This is a genomic window from Bordetella sp., assembly GCF_057362025.1.
Window position 1 is genome coordinate 14,426 of the sequence record NZ_JBMQQZ010000032.1, and the last position, 19,601, is coordinate 34,026.

General features: G+C 66.3%; 18 protein-coding genes. 9 read left to right on the forward strand and 9 right to left on the reverse strand.

The window, feature by feature from the left end; genetic code table 11:
- Window positions 1–47: 47 nt before the first annotated feature.
- Window positions 48–1,040 (reverse strand): Bug family tripartite tricarboxylate transporter substrate binding protein, encoded by a 993-nt coding sequence (locus ACO1P8_RS07670; protein ID WP_486295300.1) that lies wholly within the window; start codon window positions 1,038–1,040, stop codon window positions 48–50.
- A 171-nt stretch (window positions 1,041–1,211) separates the two neighbouring features.
- Between ACO1P8_RS07670 and ACO1P8_RS07675 the strand changes: the two genes are divergently transcribed.
- A complete protein-coding gene (locus ACO1P8_RS07675; RefSeq protein WP_486295301.1) occupies window positions 1,212–1,778 on the forward strand; it encodes a type 1 glutamine amidotransferase domain-containing protein in 567 nt (188 codons plus the stop codon).
- Here ACO1P8_RS07675 and ACO1P8_RS07680 read toward each other — a convergent pair.
- Window positions 1,723–2,892, reverse strand: coding sequence for a DNA topoisomerase IB (locus tag ACO1P8_RS07680; protein WP_486295302.1), 1,170 nt, complete (start codon window positions 2,890–2,892; stop codon window positions 1,723–1,725). The genes ACO1P8_RS07675 and ACO1P8_RS07680 overlap by 56 nt on opposite strands.
- Before the next feature lie 144 nt (window positions 2,893–3,036).
- On the opposite strand from ACO1P8_RS07680, the gene ACO1P8_RS07685 reads away from it, so the two are divergent.
- Window positions 3,037–3,663, forward strand: a complete 627-nt coding sequence (locus tag ACO1P8_RS07685; RefSeq protein WP_486295316.1) for a class I SAM-dependent methyltransferase — start codon at window positions 3,037–3,039, stop codon at window positions 3,661–3,663.
- Here the strand turns inward: ACO1P8_RS07685 and ACO1P8_RS07690 are convergent.
- Window positions 3,605–4,543, reverse strand: a complete 939-nt coding sequence (locus tag ACO1P8_RS07690) for a LysR family transcriptional regulator (RefSeq protein ID WP_486295303.1) — start codon at window positions 4,541–4,543, stop codon at window positions 3,605–3,607. The two genes, ACO1P8_RS07685 and ACO1P8_RS07690, sit on opposite strands and share 59 nt — an antisense overlap.
- A gap of 118 nt (window positions 4,544–4,661) precedes the next feature.
- On the opposite strand from ACO1P8_RS07690, the gene ACO1P8_RS07695 reads away from it, so the two are divergent.
- The 3 genes from ACO1P8_RS07695 to ACO1P8_RS07705 all read left to right on the forward strand — a co-directional run bounded on the left by ACO1P8_RS07695 (window position 4,662) and on the right by ACO1P8_RS07705 (window position 7,277).
- Window positions 4,662–5,486: a TauD/TfdA dioxygenase family protein gene (locus ACO1P8_RS07695; RefSeq protein WP_486295304.1), complete on the forward strand. Its 825-nt coding sequence runs from the start codon at window positions 4,662–4,664 to the stop codon at window positions 5,484–5,486.
- A gap of 82 nt (window positions 5,487–5,568) precedes the next feature.
- Window positions 5,569–6,552, forward strand: a complete 984-nt coding sequence (locus ACO1P8_RS07700; RefSeq protein ID WP_486295305.1) for a tripartite tricarboxylate transporter substrate binding protein — start codon at window positions 5,569–5,571, stop codon at window positions 6,550–6,552.
- A gap of 2 nt (window positions 6,553–6,554) precedes the next feature.
- Window positions 6,555–7,277 carry an SDR family oxidoreductase gene (locus ACO1P8_RS07705; protein ID WP_486295306.1) on the forward strand — a complete coding sequence of 241 codons (723 nt, stop codon included), beginning with the start codon at window positions 6,555–6,557 and terminating at the stop codon, window positions 7,275–7,277.
- A 29-nt stretch (window positions 7,278–7,306) separates the two neighbouring features.
- On the opposite strand, the gene ACO1P8_RS07710 is transcribed toward ACO1P8_RS07705, so the two are convergent.
- A complete protein-coding gene (locus tag ACO1P8_RS07710) occupies window positions 7,307–9,814 on the reverse strand; it encodes a cation-translocating P-type ATPase (protein WP_486295317.1) in 2,508 nt (835 codons plus the stop codon).
- Between the two features lie 148 nt (window positions 9,815–9,962).
- On the opposite strand from ACO1P8_RS07710, the gene ACO1P8_RS07715 reads away from it, so the two are divergent.
- From ACO1P8_RS07715 to ACO1P8_RS07730, 4 genes are all read left to right on the forward strand, one after another.
- Window positions 9,963–10,436 carry a universal stress protein gene (locus ACO1P8_RS07715; RefSeq protein WP_486295307.1) on the forward strand — a complete coding sequence of 158 codons (474 nt, stop codon included), beginning with the start codon at window positions 9,963–9,965 and terminating at the stop codon, window positions 10,434–10,436.
- A gap of 43 nt (window positions 10,437–10,479) precedes the next feature.
- Window positions 10,480–11,121 carry a response regulator gene (locus ACO1P8_RS07720; RefSeq protein WP_486295308.1) on the forward strand — a complete coding sequence of 214 codons (642 nt, stop codon included), beginning with the start codon at window positions 10,480–10,482 and terminating at the stop codon, window positions 11,119–11,121.
- A 274-nt stretch (window positions 11,122–11,395) separates the two neighbouring features.
- Window positions 11,396–13,102, forward strand: coding sequence for an aspartate-alanine antiporter (gene aspT / locus ACO1P8_RS07725; RefSeq protein ID WP_486295309.1), 1,707 nt, complete (start codon window positions 11,396–11,398; stop codon window positions 13,100–13,102).
- Between the two features lie 65 nt (window positions 13,103–13,167).
- Window positions 13,168–14,784, forward strand: a complete 1,617-nt coding sequence (locus ACO1P8_RS07730) for a bifunctional aspartate transaminase/aspartate 4-decarboxylase (protein ID WP_486295310.1) — start codon at window positions 13,168–13,170, stop codon at window positions 14,782–14,784.
- A gap of 270 nt (window positions 14,785–15,054) precedes the next feature.
- On the opposite strand, the gene ccoG is transcribed toward ACO1P8_RS07730, so the two are convergent.
- From ccoG to ccoN, 5 genes are all read right to left on the reverse strand, one after another.
- Window positions 15,055–16,434, reverse strand: coding sequence for a cytochrome c oxidase accessory protein CcoG (ccoG, locus tag ACO1P8_RS07735; RefSeq protein ID WP_486295311.1), 1,380 nt, complete (start codon window positions 16,432–16,434; stop codon window positions 15,055–15,057).
- Window positions 16,431–17,348: a cytochrome-c oxidase, cbb3-type subunit III gene (gene ccoP, locus ACO1P8_RS07740; RefSeq protein ID WP_486295312.1), complete on the reverse strand. Its 918-nt coding sequence runs from the start codon at window positions 17,346–17,348 to the stop codon at window positions 16,431–16,433. The genes ccoG and ccoP overlap by 4 nt, the downstream gene beginning before the upstream one ends.
- Window positions 17,341–17,517, reverse strand: coding sequence for a cbb3-type cytochrome oxidase subunit 3 (locus ACO1P8_RS07745; RefSeq protein WP_486295313.1), 177 nt, complete (start codon window positions 17,515–17,517; stop codon window positions 17,341–17,343). Before ACO1P8_RS07745 ends, ccoP begins: the two co-directional genes overlap by 8 nt.
- Before the next feature lie 3 nt (window positions 17,518–17,520).
- On the reverse strand, window positions 17,521–18,180 hold the full coding sequence (gene ccoO, locus ACO1P8_RS07750; protein ID WP_486295314.1) for a cytochrome-c oxidase, cbb3-type subunit II: 660 nt from the start codon (window positions 18,178–18,180) through the stop codon (window positions 17,521–17,523).
- A gap of 10 nt (window positions 18,181–18,190) precedes the next feature.
- Window positions 18,191–19,601: cytochrome-c oxidase, cbb3-type subunit I (ccoN, locus tag ACO1P8_RS07755; RefSeq protein ID WP_486295315.1), on the reverse strand; the 1,411-nt coding region annotated here is incomplete at its 5' end.

The following is a 19,601-nucleotide window of genomic DNA, read 5'->3' on the forward strand; positions in this document are numbered from 1 at the left end:
GCGCGCGCCGCTGCGGGCGTTTTGCCCCGGCCATGCGGCCCGCGCGATCATTGCGGCGCGATCTTCGCGTCCTTGATGACCTTCGCCCACTTCACCGTTTCGGACTGGATGAATGCGGCGAACTCCTCCGGTGTGCCGCCCGCCGCCTGGCTGCCCGAAGCGACGATGGCCTTGGCGACTTCCGGGTCCTTCAGTATCGCGTTCAATTCCTTGTTGAGCCGCTCGATGACGGGCCGCGGGGTGCCGGCGGGCGCGATGATGCCTTGCCAGTTGTACGACTCGTAGCCGGGCAGTCCGGATTCCGCCATGGTGGGCACGTCCGGCAGGACGGTCAGGCGGTGCGAGGCGGTCACGGCGATGGGCCGGACTTTATTGCCCTGGATGGCCGGCAAGGCCGCGTAGCCCATTTCGAACATCATGGTGATGTGCCCGCCCATCAAATCGGTGGAAGCCAGGCTGCCGCCTTTGTAGGGCACATGCGTGATTTCGATGTGCGCCTGTTCGGCGAACATTTCGCCGGACAGGTGGTGCGCGCCGCCTACGCCCGAGGACCCGAACGTCAGTTTGCCGGGCTCCGCCTTGGCCAGGGCGATCAATTCCCCCAGGTTCTTCGCCTTGACGGAATTGTTCACGCTCAGCACCAGCGGGCTGTTTTCGATCAGGATGACCGGCGCCAGGTCCTTGGCCGGATCGTAGGGAATGCTCTGCATGAGGCTGGGGTTGACGGCCAGGGGGGCCAGGTTGCCCGCGCCGATGGTGTATCCGTCCGGATTGGCGCGCGCGATGAAGGTGGTCCCCACCACGCCGCCGGCGCCGGCGCGGTTCTCCACGATCACCGACTGCTTCAGCCGGGGTTCCAGCTTGGCCGCGATCAGCCGCATGCGCGTGTCCGCGAAGCCGCCGGGGGCGTAGGGGATCACGATGGTGATGGGCTTGGCCGGCCAGTCTGCGCTGCCTTGCGCGCCTGCCGGCGCGGCGTGGACGAGCAGCGTTGCGGCCAGCCCTGCGGCGGCCAGGATGTGTTTTGCGTATGCCTTCATTGTGGATGTCTCCGGTGGACGTCGAAGTCGTCATGCCGTGGCTCGTTGATCGTCGTTCGGCATGCTGTAAGGATTGTGCCTGGAATTCGCGGTGGCATCCCGCTTGCTGCCTCCGGCCTATCGCCGGTAGCGCCGGCGATCCGCAACAAACCATGGATTCAGGAGTGCGCAATGGCTAAGGAATTGAAAGATGTATCGGTGGCGGTCCTGGCGGTCGACGGGTTCGAACAGGCGGAATTGACCGAGCCCTGCAAGGCGATCGTTGCCGCGGGCGGCCGCGCCGTCATCGTATCCAGCAAGCTCGACCCCATCCAGGGCTTCAAGCATACGGACAAGGGCGAGACGGTGAAGGTCGACCTGACGTTCAGCGATGTCGACGCCGAGCCGGAGAACTTCGATGGCGTCATGTTGCCCGGCGGCGTGGTCAACGCCGACGAGATCCGGCGGCATCCCAAGGCGCAGGACTTCGTGCGCCGCATGGACGCGGCAGGCAAGCCGGTGGGGGTGATCTGCCACGGCCCGTGGCTGCTGGTGTCCGCGGGCCTGGCGAAGGGGCGGACCCTGACGAGCTGGCCATCGCTGCAGGATGATCTGCGCAATGCCGGCGCGACCTGGGTGGACAAGGAAGTGGCGGTCGACCGCAACTGGGTCAGCAGCCGCAAGCCCGATGACCTGCCGGCGTTCAACCGGGAATTTCTAGCGCTGCTGGCGAAAAGCGCGCACGCGCACCCCGCTTGACCGGGGTGGACGCGGCGGCGGGTCGTTGCGACGCCGCGGCCGCGGGAGCGCCGGCAAGGAAATGCAGCAAACGCCTTTCGTCGGCATCCAGCCCGCGCGGCGTGGCCGGTGCCGCCGCCCGCGCGGGCAATTCGCCCGCCAGGTAAGCATCGACGACACGCGGGTGGATATAGCACTTGCGGCAGACGGTGGGGGTGTTGCCCAGCCGTTTGGCGACGGCCTTTACCACCTCGACCACATTGCGCCTGGCTTCGGCCTGGGTGGCGAACGGCCGTTTGGCCAGCTCCGCCAGGGCCAGTACCGATCCGGCCCAGGTGCGATAGTGCTTGGCCGTGAAGTCCGCCTGGCCGGCTTCGCGCAGATAGTCGTTGACGCAGCCGGAATCCACCACCCGCACCTTGCCGTCCGCTTCGCGATAGGTAAAAAGCTCGTGGCCGGTGATCTCCATGCAGCGCTTCACCACGGAGGCGATGCGGCGGTCGTTGACCGTGACGTCGTGCTCGATGCCGCTCTTGCCCTTGAAGCGGAAGCGGATGCGATCGCCCGCGACCGTCGTATGCCGGCGGCGCAGCGTCGTCAATCCGTACGAGCCGTTGGCGCGCGCATAGGCGGGCGAGCCGATGCGGATCAGCGTGGTTTCCAGCAGGCGTACCACCACCGCCACGACCTTGTCGTGCGACAGGCCGGGCCGGCGCAGGTCGCGCTCTACCTTGCGGCGGATGCGGGGCAGGGCCAGGGCGAAGGAAGCCAACTGCTCGTACTTGTTGGCATCGCGGACGGCATGCCAGGACGCGTGATAGCGATATTGCTTGCGGCCGCGCGCGTCGCGGCCCGTGGCCTGGATATGACCCGCGGCGTCCGGGCATATCCAGACATCCGTATAGGCCGGCGGAATCACCAGCGCGTTGATGCGGCCAATGACTTTCGGATCGCGTATGCGTTTGCCGCGGGCGTCGAGGTATTCGTAGGTGTCGCCGACCAATCGCCGAGTGATGCCCGGACCGTTGTCGTCGACATAGATCAGCCCGGCGATGGCACAGCATGCGTCCTGCGCGGCTGCAGGTTCGGGTGCGGCGTTCCTGGGGGTCGGCGAGTCGGACGTGGCGAGCAGCATGGCAGGTTCCATCGAGGCAGCGTCGCCGAGCAAGCCGCATGCCCGGGATGGATGGGCGCCGCCGTCTCCGGCACCCGCGGGCTGCCGGCACCGGCGATTCATGCCAATATGCCTAACTGATTGCTGTTTCACGCGAGGCTAACCATCATGCTCGAACGCCAGGATTTGCGGCATATCGCCCAGGAGACGCTGCGCCACTACCAGGAACGCGCCGACGCCTTCCGGGCGGGCACGCAAGACCACGATGTCAGCCAGAACATCTCCGCGCTGCTCACCCATATCCAGGGCAAGCCGCCTTTCCGCATCCTGGATTTCGGTTGCGGGCCGGGGCGGGACCTGCGCGCCTTTACCGCCGCCGGGCACCAGGCCATCGGGCTGGAAGGGCTGGCGGATTTCGTCGAGATGGCGCGGGCCGCCTCGGGCTGCGAAGTCTGGCAGCAGGATTTCCTTGCGCTGGACCTTCCGGCCGCGTATTTCGATGGCATCTACGCCAACGCGTCGCTGTTCCACGTCCCGTCCCAGGAGTTGCCGCGCGTGCTGGCCGAGCTGCGTGCCGCCCTCAAGGACGGCGGCGTGCTTTTCGCGTCGAACCCGCGCGGCAAGAACGAGGAAGGCTGGAACCGGGGCCGCTATGGCGCGTACCACGACCTGCAAGGCTGGCGCCGATACGTCGAAGCCGCCGGCTTCGCCGAAATCACGCACTACTACCGTCCTACCGGCTTGCCGTTCGAGCAGCAGCCCTGGCTGGCCAGCGTTTGGCGGGCCAGTTAGCGAAATGCCGGTCGCAGACCGCGATGAAATGATTGATCGTGGGCGTGGATTTGTCCTCGCGCCATGCCAGCCCCACGGAAAGGTCCGGTGATTGCTCGCGGAAATCGCAGTAGGTGACGCCCGCCAGCGGCAGCATCGATTGTGAACGCGGGACAGGGGCGAAGCCGCGGCCGGCGGCCACCAGGGCCAGCGAGGCATGCATGGTCCGCACCTCGAAATAATCCAGGGGCTGGACGTCGTGGCGATGGAAGAAATCGCGAAACAGGCTTTGGGTGCTGCGCCGGACATCATGGCTGGGATAGCCGATCATGCTGCGGCCGTCCAGACTTTTGACGGAAACCCGGCCGTTGCGGTCCAGCGCCCATTCGGTGGGAATGGCCACGGCGTAGCGCTCGGAGAACAGCCGGCGCGTGCGCAGCGAACCGTGATGGATGGGCTCGCGTACCAGGCCGATGTCGATGGTGCCCTCCAGCAGCCGGCTGACCTGCTCCGTGGTGGTGTATTCCACCAGGTTCACGCGCCGGCGCGGGTCGTGCGAGAAATACTCGCGCAGCAGGGAGGGAAGGAAGGTATAGGTGTGCGCATGCAGCAGGCCCAGCGTCAGCGTCAGGCTGTCCTTGTCGCGCGCGGCGTTGACCACTTCGCGGCATTGGTCGACGTCGCGAAGGATGGCGCGCGCGTGCTCCAGCAGCGCCTCGCCCTCGGCCGTCAGGCTGACCGAACGGGTCGTGCGCACCAGCAGCCTGCTGCCCAGTTCCGCTTCCAGTGCCTGGATGTGTTCGCTAAGGGGCGGCTGGCTGATTCCCAACCGGCTGGCGGCCCGGCCGAAATGCGTTTCCTCGGCCACCGCGACGAAATACCGCAGACGCTTGAGATCCATGATTGATCCGGATAGGCCTATTAATCGACGGTCGAAACTGTATTAGACGCTAATAATCGCCGCCGATAAACTCTTGCTTACACGGTCTGACGAAGGACCGGATCGAGGCGAGGATGACATGCGAATTGTGAGATTGACGGGGGTGATCGGCGCGGAGCTGCTGGACGTGGACGTCTCCAGGGCGCTCACGGCCGAGGAAGCGGCGGCGATCCGCCAGGCGCTGCTGGACTACCAGGTGGTGTTCTTTCGCGACCAGCAACTGACGCCGGAACAGCACATCGCCTTCGCGCGATATTTCGGCGAGATCAGCATGACGCCGGTCTACCACACGCTGCCTGAATATCCGCAGATCATGCCGGTGGTCAAGGAGCCGACGGACAAGGACGTCATCGGCGATACCTGGCATACGGACGAGACGTACCATCCGACGCCGCCGCTGGGGTCCATTCTTTACGGACGGGAAGTGCCGGAATTCGGCGGGGATACGCTGTGGTGCAATCTGTATCGTGCCTATGACACCCTGTCCGACGGGATGAAAGAGATGCTGGGCGGAATGCGCGCGGTGCACAGCAATAATTTCCTGTCCGCCAATTCCCAGGCGCGCAACGCCACACGATCGACCAAGCTGCGCGAAGATGTGGGCGTGATCGACAGCGTGCATCCGGTCGTACGCACGCATGAGGAAACGGGGCGCAAGTGCCTGTTCGTGAACCATCCGTTCACGTATTCCTTCGAAGGCATGACGCGCGAGGAAAGCCTGCCGCTGCTGCAATTCCTTTACCAGCACAGCGCCAGGCCGGAGAACACCTGCCGCTTCCGCTGGCGCCAGGGTTCGATGGCCTTCTGGGACAATCGCTGCACCATGCACTACGCCATCAACGATTATCCCGGACAGCGCCGAGCCATGCACCGGATCACGATCCAGGGCACGGCCCCCAGGTAGACCCGCGCTTTGCGCGGCGAGCGCCCCCGCAGAGGGGCGCACACATGCAAAAGCCACGCCAGTGGCTACAAGGAGACAGCAAATGAAGCGATACGCATGGCTGGCCGTCGGGCTGGCGGCATGGACGTCGATGGGCGCTGCCCACGCCGGCGAGGGCGCCGCCAAGTGGCCGGCGCAGCAGGTAAACCTGATCGTCGGCTACGCGCCGGGCGGTACCACGGACATCATCGCGCGCGCGGTGGCCAGCGTCCTGACCGAGCAATCCGGTCATCCCTTCGTGGTAGAGAACCGGACGGGCGCCAACAGCAATATCGGGGCCGAGTTCGTCAAGCGCGCCGCGCCCGACGGCTACACGTTTTTCGTGGGTTCCACGGCGAACGCCATCAATCGCACGCTCTACGCCAACCTGAACTACGACATCGCCGCCGACTACCGCGGGGTGGCCTTGCTGGGTACCGTACCCAACGTGCTGGTGGTCAATCCCAAACTGCCCATCCACAACGTGCAGGAATACATCGCCTATGCCAAGGCGCATCCCGGCAAGCTGACCTGTGCGTCTTCCGGGACAGGATCGGCCATCCATATGTCCTGCGAACTGTTCAAGATCCAGACCGGCACCCAGATTCTGCACGTGCCGTATCGCGGTAGCGGGCCGGCCATGACGGATTTGCTGGGCGGCCAGGTCGACTCCATCTTCGATAACCTGCCGACCGAACTGCCCAATGTGCAGGCCGGCAAGCTGCGCGCGCTGGGCGTTACCACTGCCCAGCGTTCGCCTTTCGCGCCCGACATTCCCACGCTGCGCGAGTCGGGGCTTCCGGATTTTTCCGTGGAATCGTGGTTCGGCCTGTTCGCGCCCAAGGATACCGACCCGGCCATCGTCGACAAAATGAACGCCGCGCTGAACAAGGCCCTGGCCAACGCACGGCTGCAGGGCATCTACAAGCAGTCCGGCATTACGCTGCCGCCGCCGCCCAACAGTCCCGCGCAGTTCGGCAAGTTCGTGCAAGGCGAGGTGACGCGGTGGGCCGACGTGGTCAAGCGTTCCGGGGCGCACGTGGATTGATCATGGCGCACAGGGTCACGCTGATAACGGGCGCCAACCGGGGCATCGGGCGGGCCACCGCCGAACGCCTGGCGCGCGATGGCCACCATGTCATCGGGTTGGCGCGCCACGCGCCGGCGGACGGTTTCCCGGGCGACTTCCACGAGGTCGACCTGGCCGACACGGCCCGCGCGGCGGAGGTGCTCGCCCGTATTACCGCCGCGCATCAGGTCGATCACGTCGTCAATAATGCCGGCCTGACCACCTCCAGTACGCTGCAGGAAACCACGCCGGAGGAACTGGACCGCATCCTGGCGCTGGGCCTGCGCGCGCCGATGCAATGCGCGCAGGCCTGCCTGCCGGGAATGATTGCCAAGGGCAGGGGTGCCATCGTCAATATTTCCAGCCGCGCCGCGCTGGGCATGGCGCGGCGCACCGCCTACGCGGGAGCCAAGAGCGGCCTGATAGGCATGACGCGCACCTGGGCGCTGGAACTGGGCAGGCACGGTATTACGGTGAACGCGGTGGCGCCGGGGCCGGTGCTGACCGAGCTGTACCGGAACAACAATCCCATGGACGAGGAGGCCGCTCGCGCGCTGGCCGGGCGGATTCCGCTGCGGCGCCTCGGGCAGCCGGAGGACATCGCCGGAACGATTGCTTTCTTCCTGTCCGACGACGCCCGGTTCGTGACGGGGCAGGTGTTGTACGCCTGCGGTGGCCTGTCCGTGGGCAGCGCGCCGATCTAGTGCGCGTCGCGCACCGCAACCGGCCGGAATCAAGGGTTCAGCAGCGCCACCAGGCCGAAGAGCCGGGCCAGGGCAGGGACGCTCATTAGCAGCACGAGCACGGCCGCGGTCGCGCCCACCACCGTCCACAGCGTGCGATTGGATCCCAGCGCGCGCGAATGGTGTCCGGTATGGCGCAGCAGGCGGACAACGAAAATCAATCCGACATTGCTCGCGACCAGGGCCAGGAAGGCGAAGGTGCGGGCGTAAACCTGCGGCTGGCCCTGCGCCAGCAGGACGGCGTACACGGCCAGTACCACGATGGCCGCCAGAACGCCGGCCGCCACGCCCTGCGCCAGCGTGCGGTTCGACAGCAGGCGCGCGCCGGGTCGTCGCGGCGGCACGCGCATCAGGTCTTCGCGCGCCGGTTCGTTTTCGAAGACGACCGAACAGACGGGGTTGATGATCAGTTCCAGGAACACGATGTGGACCGGCGCCAGCATCGGCGGCCAACCCACGAACACCGGGACCATGGCCGCGGCGATCATCGGAATATGGACGGCGACGGTGTAGCTGATGGCCTGGACGAGGTTGGCGTAGATGCGCCGTCCCAGCCGGATCGCGAAGACGATCGGGGCGAAGTCGTCGCGCAGCAGGACAAGGGACGCCACCTCGCGTGCCACTTCGGCGCCGCGCAAGCCCATGGCGATGCCGATGTGCGCGGCCTTCAGCGCCGGCGCGTCGTTGACGCCGTCCCCCGTCATGGCCACTACCTGGCCGCTTTGCCGCAGCGCGTTGACCAGCCGCAGCTTTTGGTCCGGCTTTACGCGCGCGTAAGTGTCGACGTGGCGGATGGCCTCGTTCAGCGCGGCGTCATCCATGGCTGCCAGTTCCTGGCCGGTCACGATGCGGGTGGCGTCGATGCCCACCTCGGCGGCGATCGCCCGCGCCGTGGAGGGGTAATCGCCGGTGATCATCACCACGCGGATGCCGGCCGTCCGGCATTCCGCGATCGCGCCCGCGGCCTCGGGCCGCACCGGGTCCAGCAGGCCGACCAAACCCACGAAGGTGAACGCGAAGTCGTGCTGCTTGTCCGGCCAGCCGGGTTCGGCGTAGCGCGCCTTGGCCACGCCGAGCACCCGCAGTCCGCCGGAGGCCATGCGCGCGGCCTCGTCCAGGATTTCGCGGGTTTCCTGCGGATCCAGATGGCAGAGGTCGCACACCGCTTCCGGCGCGCCCTTGCAGGCCACGGCGTGACGGCCCGGTTCGCGGGTGCGCCATGCGTGCGACATGGCGGGCAGCTCCGGCGTCAGGGCGTACTCGTGGTCGAGCAGCCAGTCCGCGTGCAGCCGTCCGGTGCCGGCCAGGCCGGTGCGGCCGGCTTCGTGGAAGGCGATCTCCATGGGATCGACCGGTTCGATCTCGCTGGCGAGCACCAGGTACTCGATCAGCTCGTGGAATGCCGGCTCGATGCGCGGCGTCGCCGGGTCGACCGCCTGCCGCTCGCCATGCGCGGCGAGCACCCGCACCGACATCCGGTTCTGCGTCAGCGTACCGGTCTTGTCCACGCACAGCACGGAAGTCTGCCCCAGGGTTTCGATGGCGCTCATGCGGCGCGTCAACACGCCTTCGCTGGCGATGCGGCGCGCCCCCAAGGCCATGAAGACGGTCAGGATGACTGGGATTTCCTGGGGCAGGATGCCCATCGCCAGCGTGACGCCGGCCAGTATCCCGGCCAGCCAGTCACCGACGCGCCAGCGGTAGGCCAGGACCAGCATCAGGCACAGCGCGATGGCCACCACGGCGAAGCGATTGACGAAGGTCCTGGTTTCCCGCTGCAGCGGCGAAGGGGCTTCCTGGATGCCGGTCAGCGATTTGCCGATGCGGCCCAGCGCCGTATCGGCGCCGGTCGAGGCGACGATCATCCTGCCCTGGCCCTGCACCACCATGGTTCCGAAAAAAAGCCGGCCGCCTGATTCGTCCGTATCGTGCGTGCCTGACGGCGACACGGACTTGGTTACCGGGACGGACTCGCCGGTCAGCATCGACTCGTCCACGTTCAGTTCATGGGCCTCCGCCACCACGCCGTCCGCGGGCACGCGTGCTCCCTCATCGACGAAGACCACGTCTCCCGGCACCAGATCGGCGGCGGAGACGAGCCGCCGTTGACCGTCCCGCAGTACCTGTGCGCGCGGGGCCGAGAGCTCGCGCAGGGATTGCAGCACCCGGGCAGTGCGATGGCTTTGGAATACTGTCAGCAGGACGATGGCGACCACGAACACGAGCAATGTCAGCGCTTCGGTGACGTCGCCCAGAACGAAATAGACACTGCTCGCGGCGAGCAGCAACAGGAACATGGGTTCGGCGATCACGTCGCCCAGGGCGCGCCACCAGGTGCAACGTGTGGCCGACCCGACGACGTTGGGGCCGTAACGGGCGCGCCGCGCGTCGGCCTGCGCGGTCGACAGCCCGCGCAGCACATCGGCGGGAGCGGCCGGCGGGAGCCGAGCGGCGGGTAGGACACCGGCGTCGGAAGGCGGGGTGGGAGAGGTCTGCATGCGGGCACCGGTCGGCGCGCGCGGCGCGCGCTGGCCTTCAGGATGATCGTGGCCGGACGGCGAGGCGTTGACCTGTGTCAAGTTGACCCATATCAATGAATGCGGACGGCGGCGCCGGTAGAGTGAGGGCATCTTTCTGGAGACCGATATGTACCGAAACATCCTCGTCGCCGTCGACGGCAGCACGTGTTCCGAACGCGCGCTGGATCACGCCATCTCGCTGGCGAAATCCGAACATGCCAGCCTCCTGGGCGTGTATATCGTGGAGTATCCCAGTTCCATGTACTCGTCCGCCTTCATCGACGTGGAACCTTTCCACGATGCCATGGTGACCGAGGCACGGTCGGTACTGGACAAGGTGCAGGCGAAGATGCGCGACGCGGGCGTGACCGGCCAGGTAAAGATGGTGGACGCCGGTGTGCTCAGCGGCACCATCGCCGAACAGCTCGAGAGCACGGCCGGTAGCGCCGGCGTGGACCTCGTGGTGTTGGGAACGCACGGCCGCCGGGGTTTCCAGCGCGTGATGCTGGGCAGCGTGGCGGAAAGCTTTGTCCGCCTGGCGACCTGCCCGGTGCTGCTGGTCCCGCATCGGGACTCGCCGGATGCTCCGCCGGCGCGGTAAGGTCGCTTAGAATCCCGGCAATCAGGTGTCTGGAGTAATTTCGATGGCCGGTGAATTCATAGACGTTCTGCTGGTGGACGACCACACTGTGGTGCGCAATGGCGTCCGCCTGATGCTGAGTTCCGCCACCGATATCCGCGTTACCGGCGAGGCCGAGAACGCGGTGCAGGCGCTGGAGCGGGTCAGGAGCGCGGACTTCGACGTCGCCCTGATCGACATCGCGCTGCCCGGCAAGAACGGCCTGGATTTGCTGCAATCGCTGCGCGCAGAACGGCCTGGCTTGGCCGTTCTGGTGCTGAGCACCTACGCCGAGGACATCTACGCCGTGCGCGCGCTGAAGCTGGGCGCGGCCGGCTACCTGACCAAGGACAGCCCGACCTCCACGCTGATCGACGCGGTGCGCAAGGCGGCCGCGGGTGGCAAGTACGTCAGCCCTTCGCTGATGGAACGCTTCGCCCTCATGATGGGAGGCGGGACCTCGGCCTCGCACGAGGCCTTGTCCAATCGCGAGCTCGAAGTCCTGAAGATGATCGCCAAGGGCGAAAGCGTGACGCGCATCGCCGAGGTGCTGCATCTAAGCCCCAAGACCGTCACGACATACCGCGCCCGCATCCTGGAAAAAATGGGCGTTCGCAGCAATGCCGAACTGGCGCGCTATGCCGCCGAGAACGGCCTGCTGATGTGATCCTTTCAATCGGCCTGCGGGCCGGTTGCGCATTTGACGCCTCGTGTAGGGGCCGTCCTACAAGAAGTGTCCAGGGAATGCCGATACCCGGCATGCCCATCCGTCCGGACAATGCTTCTTCACGCAAGGCCCGTCTTTCACGCGCCAGCCCACGGCGCGCATCCCGATAGGCGGCGCTTTCCCGCATCAGTTTCCGATCCTCCTCCCGCCGTCCGGCGGGCGGAATGGTCCCGTTCAACCCGCATTCCTGGAGAAGGCGCTTGCGCCTCGCGACATGGACGTCTTACGCCATTTCATCGTCAGCCAGCCGCTGATCGCACTGTTCATCACGATTTCACTGGGTTACCTCGTCGGGAAGATACGTGCCGGGACTTTCGTCCTGGGAGGTATCGCCGGCACGCTGCTGGTCGGCGTCATCGTCGGCCAGCTCGGCCTGATCAATTTCGATCCCGCGCTCAAGACGGTGTTCTTCGCCCTGTTCATCTACGCGGTCGGTTTCCAGGGCGGACCGCAATTCTTCCATGCGCTGAACCGGCGTTCGCTGAACCAGCTGGCGTCGGCTTTCGTCATGTGCCTGATGGGTCTGCTGTGCGTGCTGCTGGCCGCATGGCTGTTCGGCCTGGATCGCGGGATGGCGGCCGGCCTGGCGGCGGGCGGCTTAACCCAGTCCGCCATCCTGGGCACCGCCGGAGACGCGCTGGCACGGCTTGGCCTGCCTGCCGCTGTGACGAGCACCATGCAGACCAATGTGGCCGTGGGCTACGCCGTCTGCTACATATTCGGTTCGCTCGGGCCGATCATCATGGTGACGTGGTTCTTCCCATGGATCATGAAATGGGATATCCGCGCCGAGGCCGTCAAGCTGGCCAGGACCTTGTCGGGCGGGCGGCTGGAACTGGAAGCCGGCCAGTTCGACGCCCTGCAGCAGATCGTCACCCGGGTCTATGCGGTGGCGCCGGGCGACAAGGCGGTGGGCAAGACCGCCATGGCCATCGACGCCGAACTCTCGGATGCCGCCATCGAGGCCGTATGGCGCGAGGGAACGCCCCTGGAGCTGAAGGACGACACGGTCATCCGGGCCGGCGACCAGGTCGCCGTCACGGGCCGCGCCTCGCTGATCGGCGCGATGGCCGGCATGCTGGGCGGAGAGATCGCGCCGCCGCGCCAGCAACTGGTCGAAGAACGGCGCGAGATCATCCTCACCAATCCCGCGCTGTGCCACCGGGAGCTGGGCGATATCCATGACCATGCCAGCATCCAGTCGCGCCATGGTGTGTTCCTGGCGACCGTGCGGCGCATGGGCAAGGAGTTGCCCGTGCTGCGCAAGCTGACCCTGCAGCGCGGCGACGAACTGCATTTCGTGGGGACTCCCAAGGACCTGGACCGGGTCCAGTCCAGTCTTGGCTACAGGGTCAGCGCGGGCGCCGTCACCGATTTCGTTTTCTTCGGGATAGGCATGACCCTGGGCATGCTGATCGGCATGATCCAGTTCAAGCTGCTGGGCGTGCCGGTGTCCATCGGCAGCGGCGGCGGCTGCCTGCTTTCGGGCCTGCTGTTCGGCTGGCTGCGCAACGTCCACCCGCGGTTCGCCGCGCTGCCCGTGGGGGCGTCCACCTTCCTGCGCGACTTCGGCCTGGCCGTGTTCGTGGGCATCGTCGGCATCACCGCCGGCCCGCAGGCCCTGGCGGCCATCAGGCAGTACGGCCTGACGCTGTTCTTCCTGGGCGTGGGCGTGACGATCATCCCGCAGATCCTTACCTTTTTCTTCTCGTACTACGTGCTGGGCATCCGCAATCCCATCGAGGCCCTGGCCTGCGTGGCCGGCGGGCGCAGCGCCAACCCGTCGTTCGCCGCGCTGCTGGCGAAAGCGGGCAATGCCACCCCGGTGGTCTCGTTCACCGTGACCTACGCCGTGGCCAACGTCTTCCTGACGCTATGGGGTCCGGTGATCGTGGCCCTCGTTTCCAGGAATGCCGCCTGACCGGCGGCCTATCCATCGCGTTGCCGCACGCGCGGCGACCCTTAACTTCCAATGGACGACACATCATGCTAGATCTGGATATCGCCAAGCTCTCTGCCTTGAGCCCGTTCGAACTCAAGGACCAGCTCGCTGCCGCCGCGTCCTCGGATGCCGAGCGGCTGATGCTGAATGCCGGACGCGGCAATCCGAATTTCCTGGCGACGCTGCCGCGCTACGCATTCCTGGCGCTGGGAGAGTTCGCCATGCAGGAGGCGGCCCGCTCCTACGCCTACCTGGACAGCGGATTCGGCGGTTTGCCCGAGGCGCGCGGCATCGTGCAGCGCTTCGAGGCCTACGCCTCGCATCACGCGACCGGCGAGGGCGTCATCTTTTTGCGCAAGGCCATTGCCTACGTGAAAGACCAGCTGGGGCTGGATCGCGACGCTTTCCTGGTGGAGATGGTGGCCGCCTTCCTGGGGTGCAATTACCCGACACCGCCGCGCATGCTCCGGCATGTGGAGGAAATCGTCAAAGCCTACCTGGCGCAGGAAATGTTCGGCCCGATCCCGTCCAGCGGCGATTTTTCGCTCTTCGCCACGGAAGGGGGAACGGCGGCGATGACCTACATCTTCCAGAGCCTGGCGGTGAACAAGCTGATCCGGCCCGGCGACCGGATCGCGCTGGCCACGCCGATATTTTCGCCGTATCTGGAGATCCCGGCGCTGGCCGAGTATGACCTGGACGTGGTCGACGTGCGCATGGACGAACACGCCGACTGGCAGTTTCCCGAAAGCGAAATGACCAAGCTGCTGGATCCCGCCGTCAAGGTGTTCTGCCTGGTCAACCCCAGCAACCCGCCGTCGAACAAGCTGTCCAATGCGACGCTGGACGCGCTGGCCAGGCTCGTCGCGGGCGCCCGCCCCGATCTCATCATCGTGACCGACGATGTCTACGGCACTTTCGCCGACGATTTCGTGTCGCTGTTCGCCCGCTGCCCGCGCAATACGCTATGCGTGTACTCGTTTTCCAAATTCTTCGGCGCCACCGGATGGCGGCTGGGCACGATAGGCCTGCATCAGGACAATGTGCTGGACGCGGCGCTGGCCGGGCAACCGGAGGACGAGAAACAGGCATTGGCGCGCCGATACCGCTCGCTGACGGCCGAACCGGCGGCGCTGCGCTTTATCGACCGCCTGGTGGCCGATAGCCGCGCGGTCGCGCTGAATCACACGGCCGGGCTATCCGTGCCACAGCAGTTGCAAATGGCACTATTCGCGCTGAACGGCCTGATGGATCGCGAGGGACGCTACAAGACGGCGGCCAAGCAATTGATACGCAAGCGCTACCAGACGCTGTATCGCAGCATGGGTATCGAGGTCCGGCGCGGCCCCAACGACGTCAACTACTACACGCTGATCGATCTGCAGGAGCTCGCCGGAAAGATCTACGGCTCGGCCTTCGAACAGTGGTTTGTGGAGCGCGATCTCGGCATCCGCTTCCTGTTCCGCCTGGCCGAAGAGACCGGTGTGGTGCTGCTGCCGGGCAACGGCTTCGAAGTCGTCGATACCTCGGCACGGGTATCGCTGGCGAACTTGACCGAAGTAGAGTACGCGTCCATCGGCAAGTTCACCCGCCAGGTGCTGGACGAGTACTTCAAGGACTTCGTGGCGACCGTTGGTATGCCGGCAACCCTGGCCCCGTAGAAGGGCGGGTCGCGGCGGGTGGGACCTTGCGTACGACCAGGCCTTCGCGCGCGACCCCTTCGGTTATGGGCGGGTCGGTGTAGCGGGTTACCGCCAGATAGATCGTGAAGAAGCAGCCCGCCAGCACGGCGGCCGGCCCGGCCATGAGGATCCAGGGCCACGGTTCGCGGTACCAGGGGCGGGGCGGCGGGACCGGGGTTGCGCTCATGGCAGGGCCTCCTGACGAGCATGACGGGCCGCCAGGACCGGATGGCAGGGTCTTGGCGGGCATCATTGCGGAATGAAGAAACTGGCGGCTTCGTCGGTGCCGGGCGCGGCGCCGTCGGTACTGCTGCCGCGCGCGTGGATGACGATGCGATGGGCGCCCGGGGCGGCGCCGGCCGTCGGGGCGCGCGCGACGACCGGTACGATCTTGTTGTCCAGGGCGTCGACCCGTACGGTCGTGCTGCCGTCCGGCAAGGCCAGCACCAGTCCGTCCAGGCCGTCGGCGGACAGCGCGAGCTGCACGGGCGCGCCCGATGTATTCATGAATTGCAGGCGGTAGACATTCTCGATCATGCCGCCCGCGACCTCGCGGCCCAGCACGCCGCGGTCGCGGATGACGTCCATGCGCAGCGACGGACGCAGCCACAACGCCGTCATCAGGGCGACGACCAGGCCGGCCAGCAGCGTTCCGTACACCATCGTGCGAGGGCGCAGCAGCCGCCGTATGGCGGCACGGCGCGAGAGCCTTTCGTCGACGGCGCGCTCGGATGCGTAGCGGATCAGCCCGGGGGCGTACTGCATCTTCTTCATGACGTCATTGCAGGCGTCGACGCAGGCGCCGCAGCCTATGCACATGTACTGCAGCCCGTCGCGGATATCGATGCCGGTGGGGCAGACCTGCACGCACCAGTGGCAGTCGACACAGTCGCCCAGGCCCAGGGCGGCCACATCGGCACGGCGGGAGCGGCCGCCGCGGGGCTCGCCGCGCCGCTTGTCGTAGGTGACGACGAAGGTGTCCCGGTCCACCATCACGCTCTGGAAGCGGGCATAGGGACACATGTATTTGCACACCGACTCGCGCAGAAAACCGGCGTTGCCCCAGGTCGCGACGCTGTAGAACACGATCCAGAACCACTGCCACGGTCCCAGCTGCAAGGTGAACAGGTCGTGCGCCAACTGCCGGATCGGCGCGAAATACCCGATGAACGTACTGCCCGTCCACCACGCGATGGCCAGCCACAGCACGTGCTTGGTCGCCTTCAGCCGCAGCTTGCGGGCCGTCCACGGCCCCTGGTCCAGCCGCTGCCGGGCGGCGCGGTCGCCCTCCACCTTGCGTTCTATCCAGGCGAAGATTTCCGAATAGACCGTTTGCGGACAGGCATAACCGCAGAACAGCCGTCCCGCCAGCGCGGTGAACAGGAACAGGCCGAGCGCGGAGATCACCAGCAGGACGGCCAGGTAGACAACGTCCTGGGGCCAGAGCACCAGGCCGAACAGGTAGAAGCGGCGCGCGCCGAGGTCGAACAGCACGGCCTGCCGGCCGTCCCATTGCAGCCAGGGCAGGCCGTAGAACAGGGCCTGTGTCAGGAAGACGAAGACGATGCGCCAGCTGGCAAACGGGCCGGTGACCGCCCGCGCGTAGATTCGGGCATCGGCGACGCTCATGGCTGGCCCGGCGTATTCGATTGCCGCCAGACCCAGGCGGTCAGGATGCGGATCTGCGCCGGCGTCAGCACGCCTTCCTGCGCCGGCATGCGGTTGTCGCGGCCATTCAGGATGGTGGCTTCGATCGTGCGCTGCGAACTGCCATAGAGCCAGACGTCATCGGTCAGGTTGGGCGCGCCCAGAGCCTGGTTGCCTTTGGCGTCCGCCCCATGGCAGGCCACGCAATAGGTGCCGAATGCATCCTTGCCGCTGAACACCCGCGACTTGTCCACGCCCAGGCCGGACAGGGACCGCACGTAATCCGCGATATCGGAGGCGGTGCGGGCATCGATGACGCCGTTCCAGGCCGGCATGACGCCGTGCCGGCCCTGGGTGATGGTCTGCAGGATGGTTTCCGGCGACCCGCCGTACAGCCAGTCGCCGTCGGTCAGGTTGGGAAACCCGGGCGCGCCCTTGGCGTCCGAGCCGTGGCATTGGGCGCAGTTGTTCAGGAACAGGCGCTGGCCGATCTCCATGGCCCGGGTATCGCGCGCGATGTCGGGCACGGGCATGCCTTCATAGCGGGCGTACAAGGGCCGTGTGGCCGCGTCCTGCGCGGCGCGCTGGCGCTGCAGGTCGTCCGCGCTGGTATAGCCCAGCGTTCCAGCGTAGTGCCCCAGGCCGGGGAACAGCACCAGATAGCCCACCGCGAACAGGCACATCAACAGGTACATGATCGTCCACCAGCGCGGGACGGGATTGTTCAGTTCGGTCAGGTCGCCGTCCCAGACATGCCCCGTGCTGGCCGGTTCGTTGGCGGGCGCCTTGCCCAGCCAGCGGCGCTGGGTGTACAGCAGCCAAACGCACCAGACGATGCCGGTCATGGCGACGATGCCGACGAAATAGCCCCAGACGGGCGTGGTGAAGTCACTCATGGCGGTTTCCCATGCCGGATTGCGGCGTCGTGCATTCGTCGGGCAAGGCGAAGGGCAGCAGCGCGGAGTCCCGGTTGGCGGCCTGGCGGCCGCGGGACCAGGCCCATGCGATGATGCCCAGGAAGGTGGCCATGGATATGGCCGTCACGATGGCGGTCAGATAGGCCATGGTTCAGTCTCCCTTGGCGGATGCCGCCGGCGCGGCACTCTTGCGGGCGGCGACCCCCAGTTCCTGCAGATAGGCCACCAGCGCGTCTTCTTCGGTCTTGCCTTCCAGCGCCTTGGGGGCGTCGGCGATGTCCCGGTCGGTGTAGGGCACGCCCAGCTGGCGCAATGCCCGCATGCGGTCGGCGACGTTCTGTCCGGCCAGCGATGCGCTGCGCAGCCAGGGGTAGGCGGGCATGTTGGATTCCGGCACGACGGCGCGCGGATCGCGCAGGTGCTCGCGGTGCCAGGCGTCCGAATAGCGTCCGCCCACGCGCGCCAGGTCCGGTCCCGTGCGCTTGGAGCCCCACAGGAAGGGGTGATCGAAGACCGACTCGCCCGCCGTGGAGTACGGTCCATAGCGCTGGACTTCGGATTGCAGCATGCGCACCTGCTGCGAGTGGCAGCTGACACAGCCTTCGCGGATATAGACGTCGCGTCCCATCAGGCGCAGGGGGCTGTAGGGCTGGACGCCCGCCTCGGCCTCCGTCGTCGAATGCTGGTGGAACAGGGGAATGATCTGCACCAGCCCAGCCATCGACACGACGACGATCGTGGCCACGATCATCAGGCCGATGTTTTTTTCCAGCGTGTGGTGCGAAAAGAAGGATTGCTTGCCGGTGCTCATGGTCGATCCTTCAGGCGGCGGTGGTGGTGGCGACGGCCGGCTCGGCCAGCGGTACGGCGACGGGCTGCGGCGCGGGCTGCGGGATGGCGGGATCGACGGCGGTGGCCCTGCGCACGGTCATCCAGGTATTCCAGGCCATGACGAGCACGCCGGCCAGGAACATCGTCCCGCCCAGCAGGCGGATCAGGTAGTACGGGACGCGGGTTTTCAATTCCTCGACGAAGCTATAGACCAGCGTGCCGTCCGGGGCGGTGGCGCGCCACATCAGCCCCTGCTGGACGCCGGCAGTCCACATCGCCGCGATATACAGGACCACCCCCAGCGTGGCGACCCAGAAGTGCAGTTCGATGGCACGCACGCTGTACATGGTCTCGCGGCCGTAGAGTCGGGGGATCAGGTAGTAGAGCGAACCGAAGGTGATCATGGCGACCCAGCCCAGGGCGCCGGAATGCACGTGGCCGATCGTCCAGTCGGTGTAATGGGACAAGGCATTGACGCTGCGTATGGACATCATCGAGCCTTCGAAGGTCGCCATGCCGTAGAAGGACAGCGCGGTCACCAGGAACTTCAGAATGGGATCGGTACGCAGGCGATGCCAGGCCCCCTGCAGGGTGAGGATGCCGTTGATCATGCCGCCCCACGAGGGCGCCAGCAGCACCAGCGAAAACGTCATGCCCAGCGACTGCGTCCAATCCGGCAGCGAGGTATACAGCAGGTGATGCGGGCCGGCCCACATATAGGTAAAGACCAGCGCCCAGAAGTGGACGATGGACAGGCGATACGAATAGATCGGCCGGCCCGCCTGTTTCGGCACGAAGTAATACATCATGCCGAGGAAGCTGGTGGTCAGGAAAAAACCCACGGCGTTGTGCCCGTACCACCACTGGACCATGGCGTCCTGCACGCCCGCGTAGGCGGAATAGGACTTCCACATCGTCACCGGCAGTTCGACGTTGTTGACGATGTGCAGGATGGCGATCGTCAGGATGTAGGCGCCGAAGAACCAGTTGGCCACATAGATGTGCTTGACCTTGCGCTTGACGATGGTGCCGAAGAATACGACGGCGTAGGCCACCCACACCAGCGTGATCAGGATGTCGATCGGCCACTCGAGCTCGGCGTATTCCTTGGCCTGCGTCATGCCCATCGGCAGGGTGATGACCGCCAGCACGATGACCAGCTGCCAACCCCAGAAGGTGAAGGCGGCCAGGCCGTCGGAGAACAGCCGGACCTGGCTGGTGCGCTGCACCACGTAGTAGCTGGCGGCGAACAGGCCGCAGCCGCCGAAGGCGAAGATGACCGCGTTGGTGTGCAGCGGCCGCAGGCGGCCGTAGCTGAGCCACTCCACGCCGAAGTTGAGGGCGGGCCAGGTCAGCTGGGCGGCGATGATGACGCCAACCAGCATGCCCACCACGCCCCAG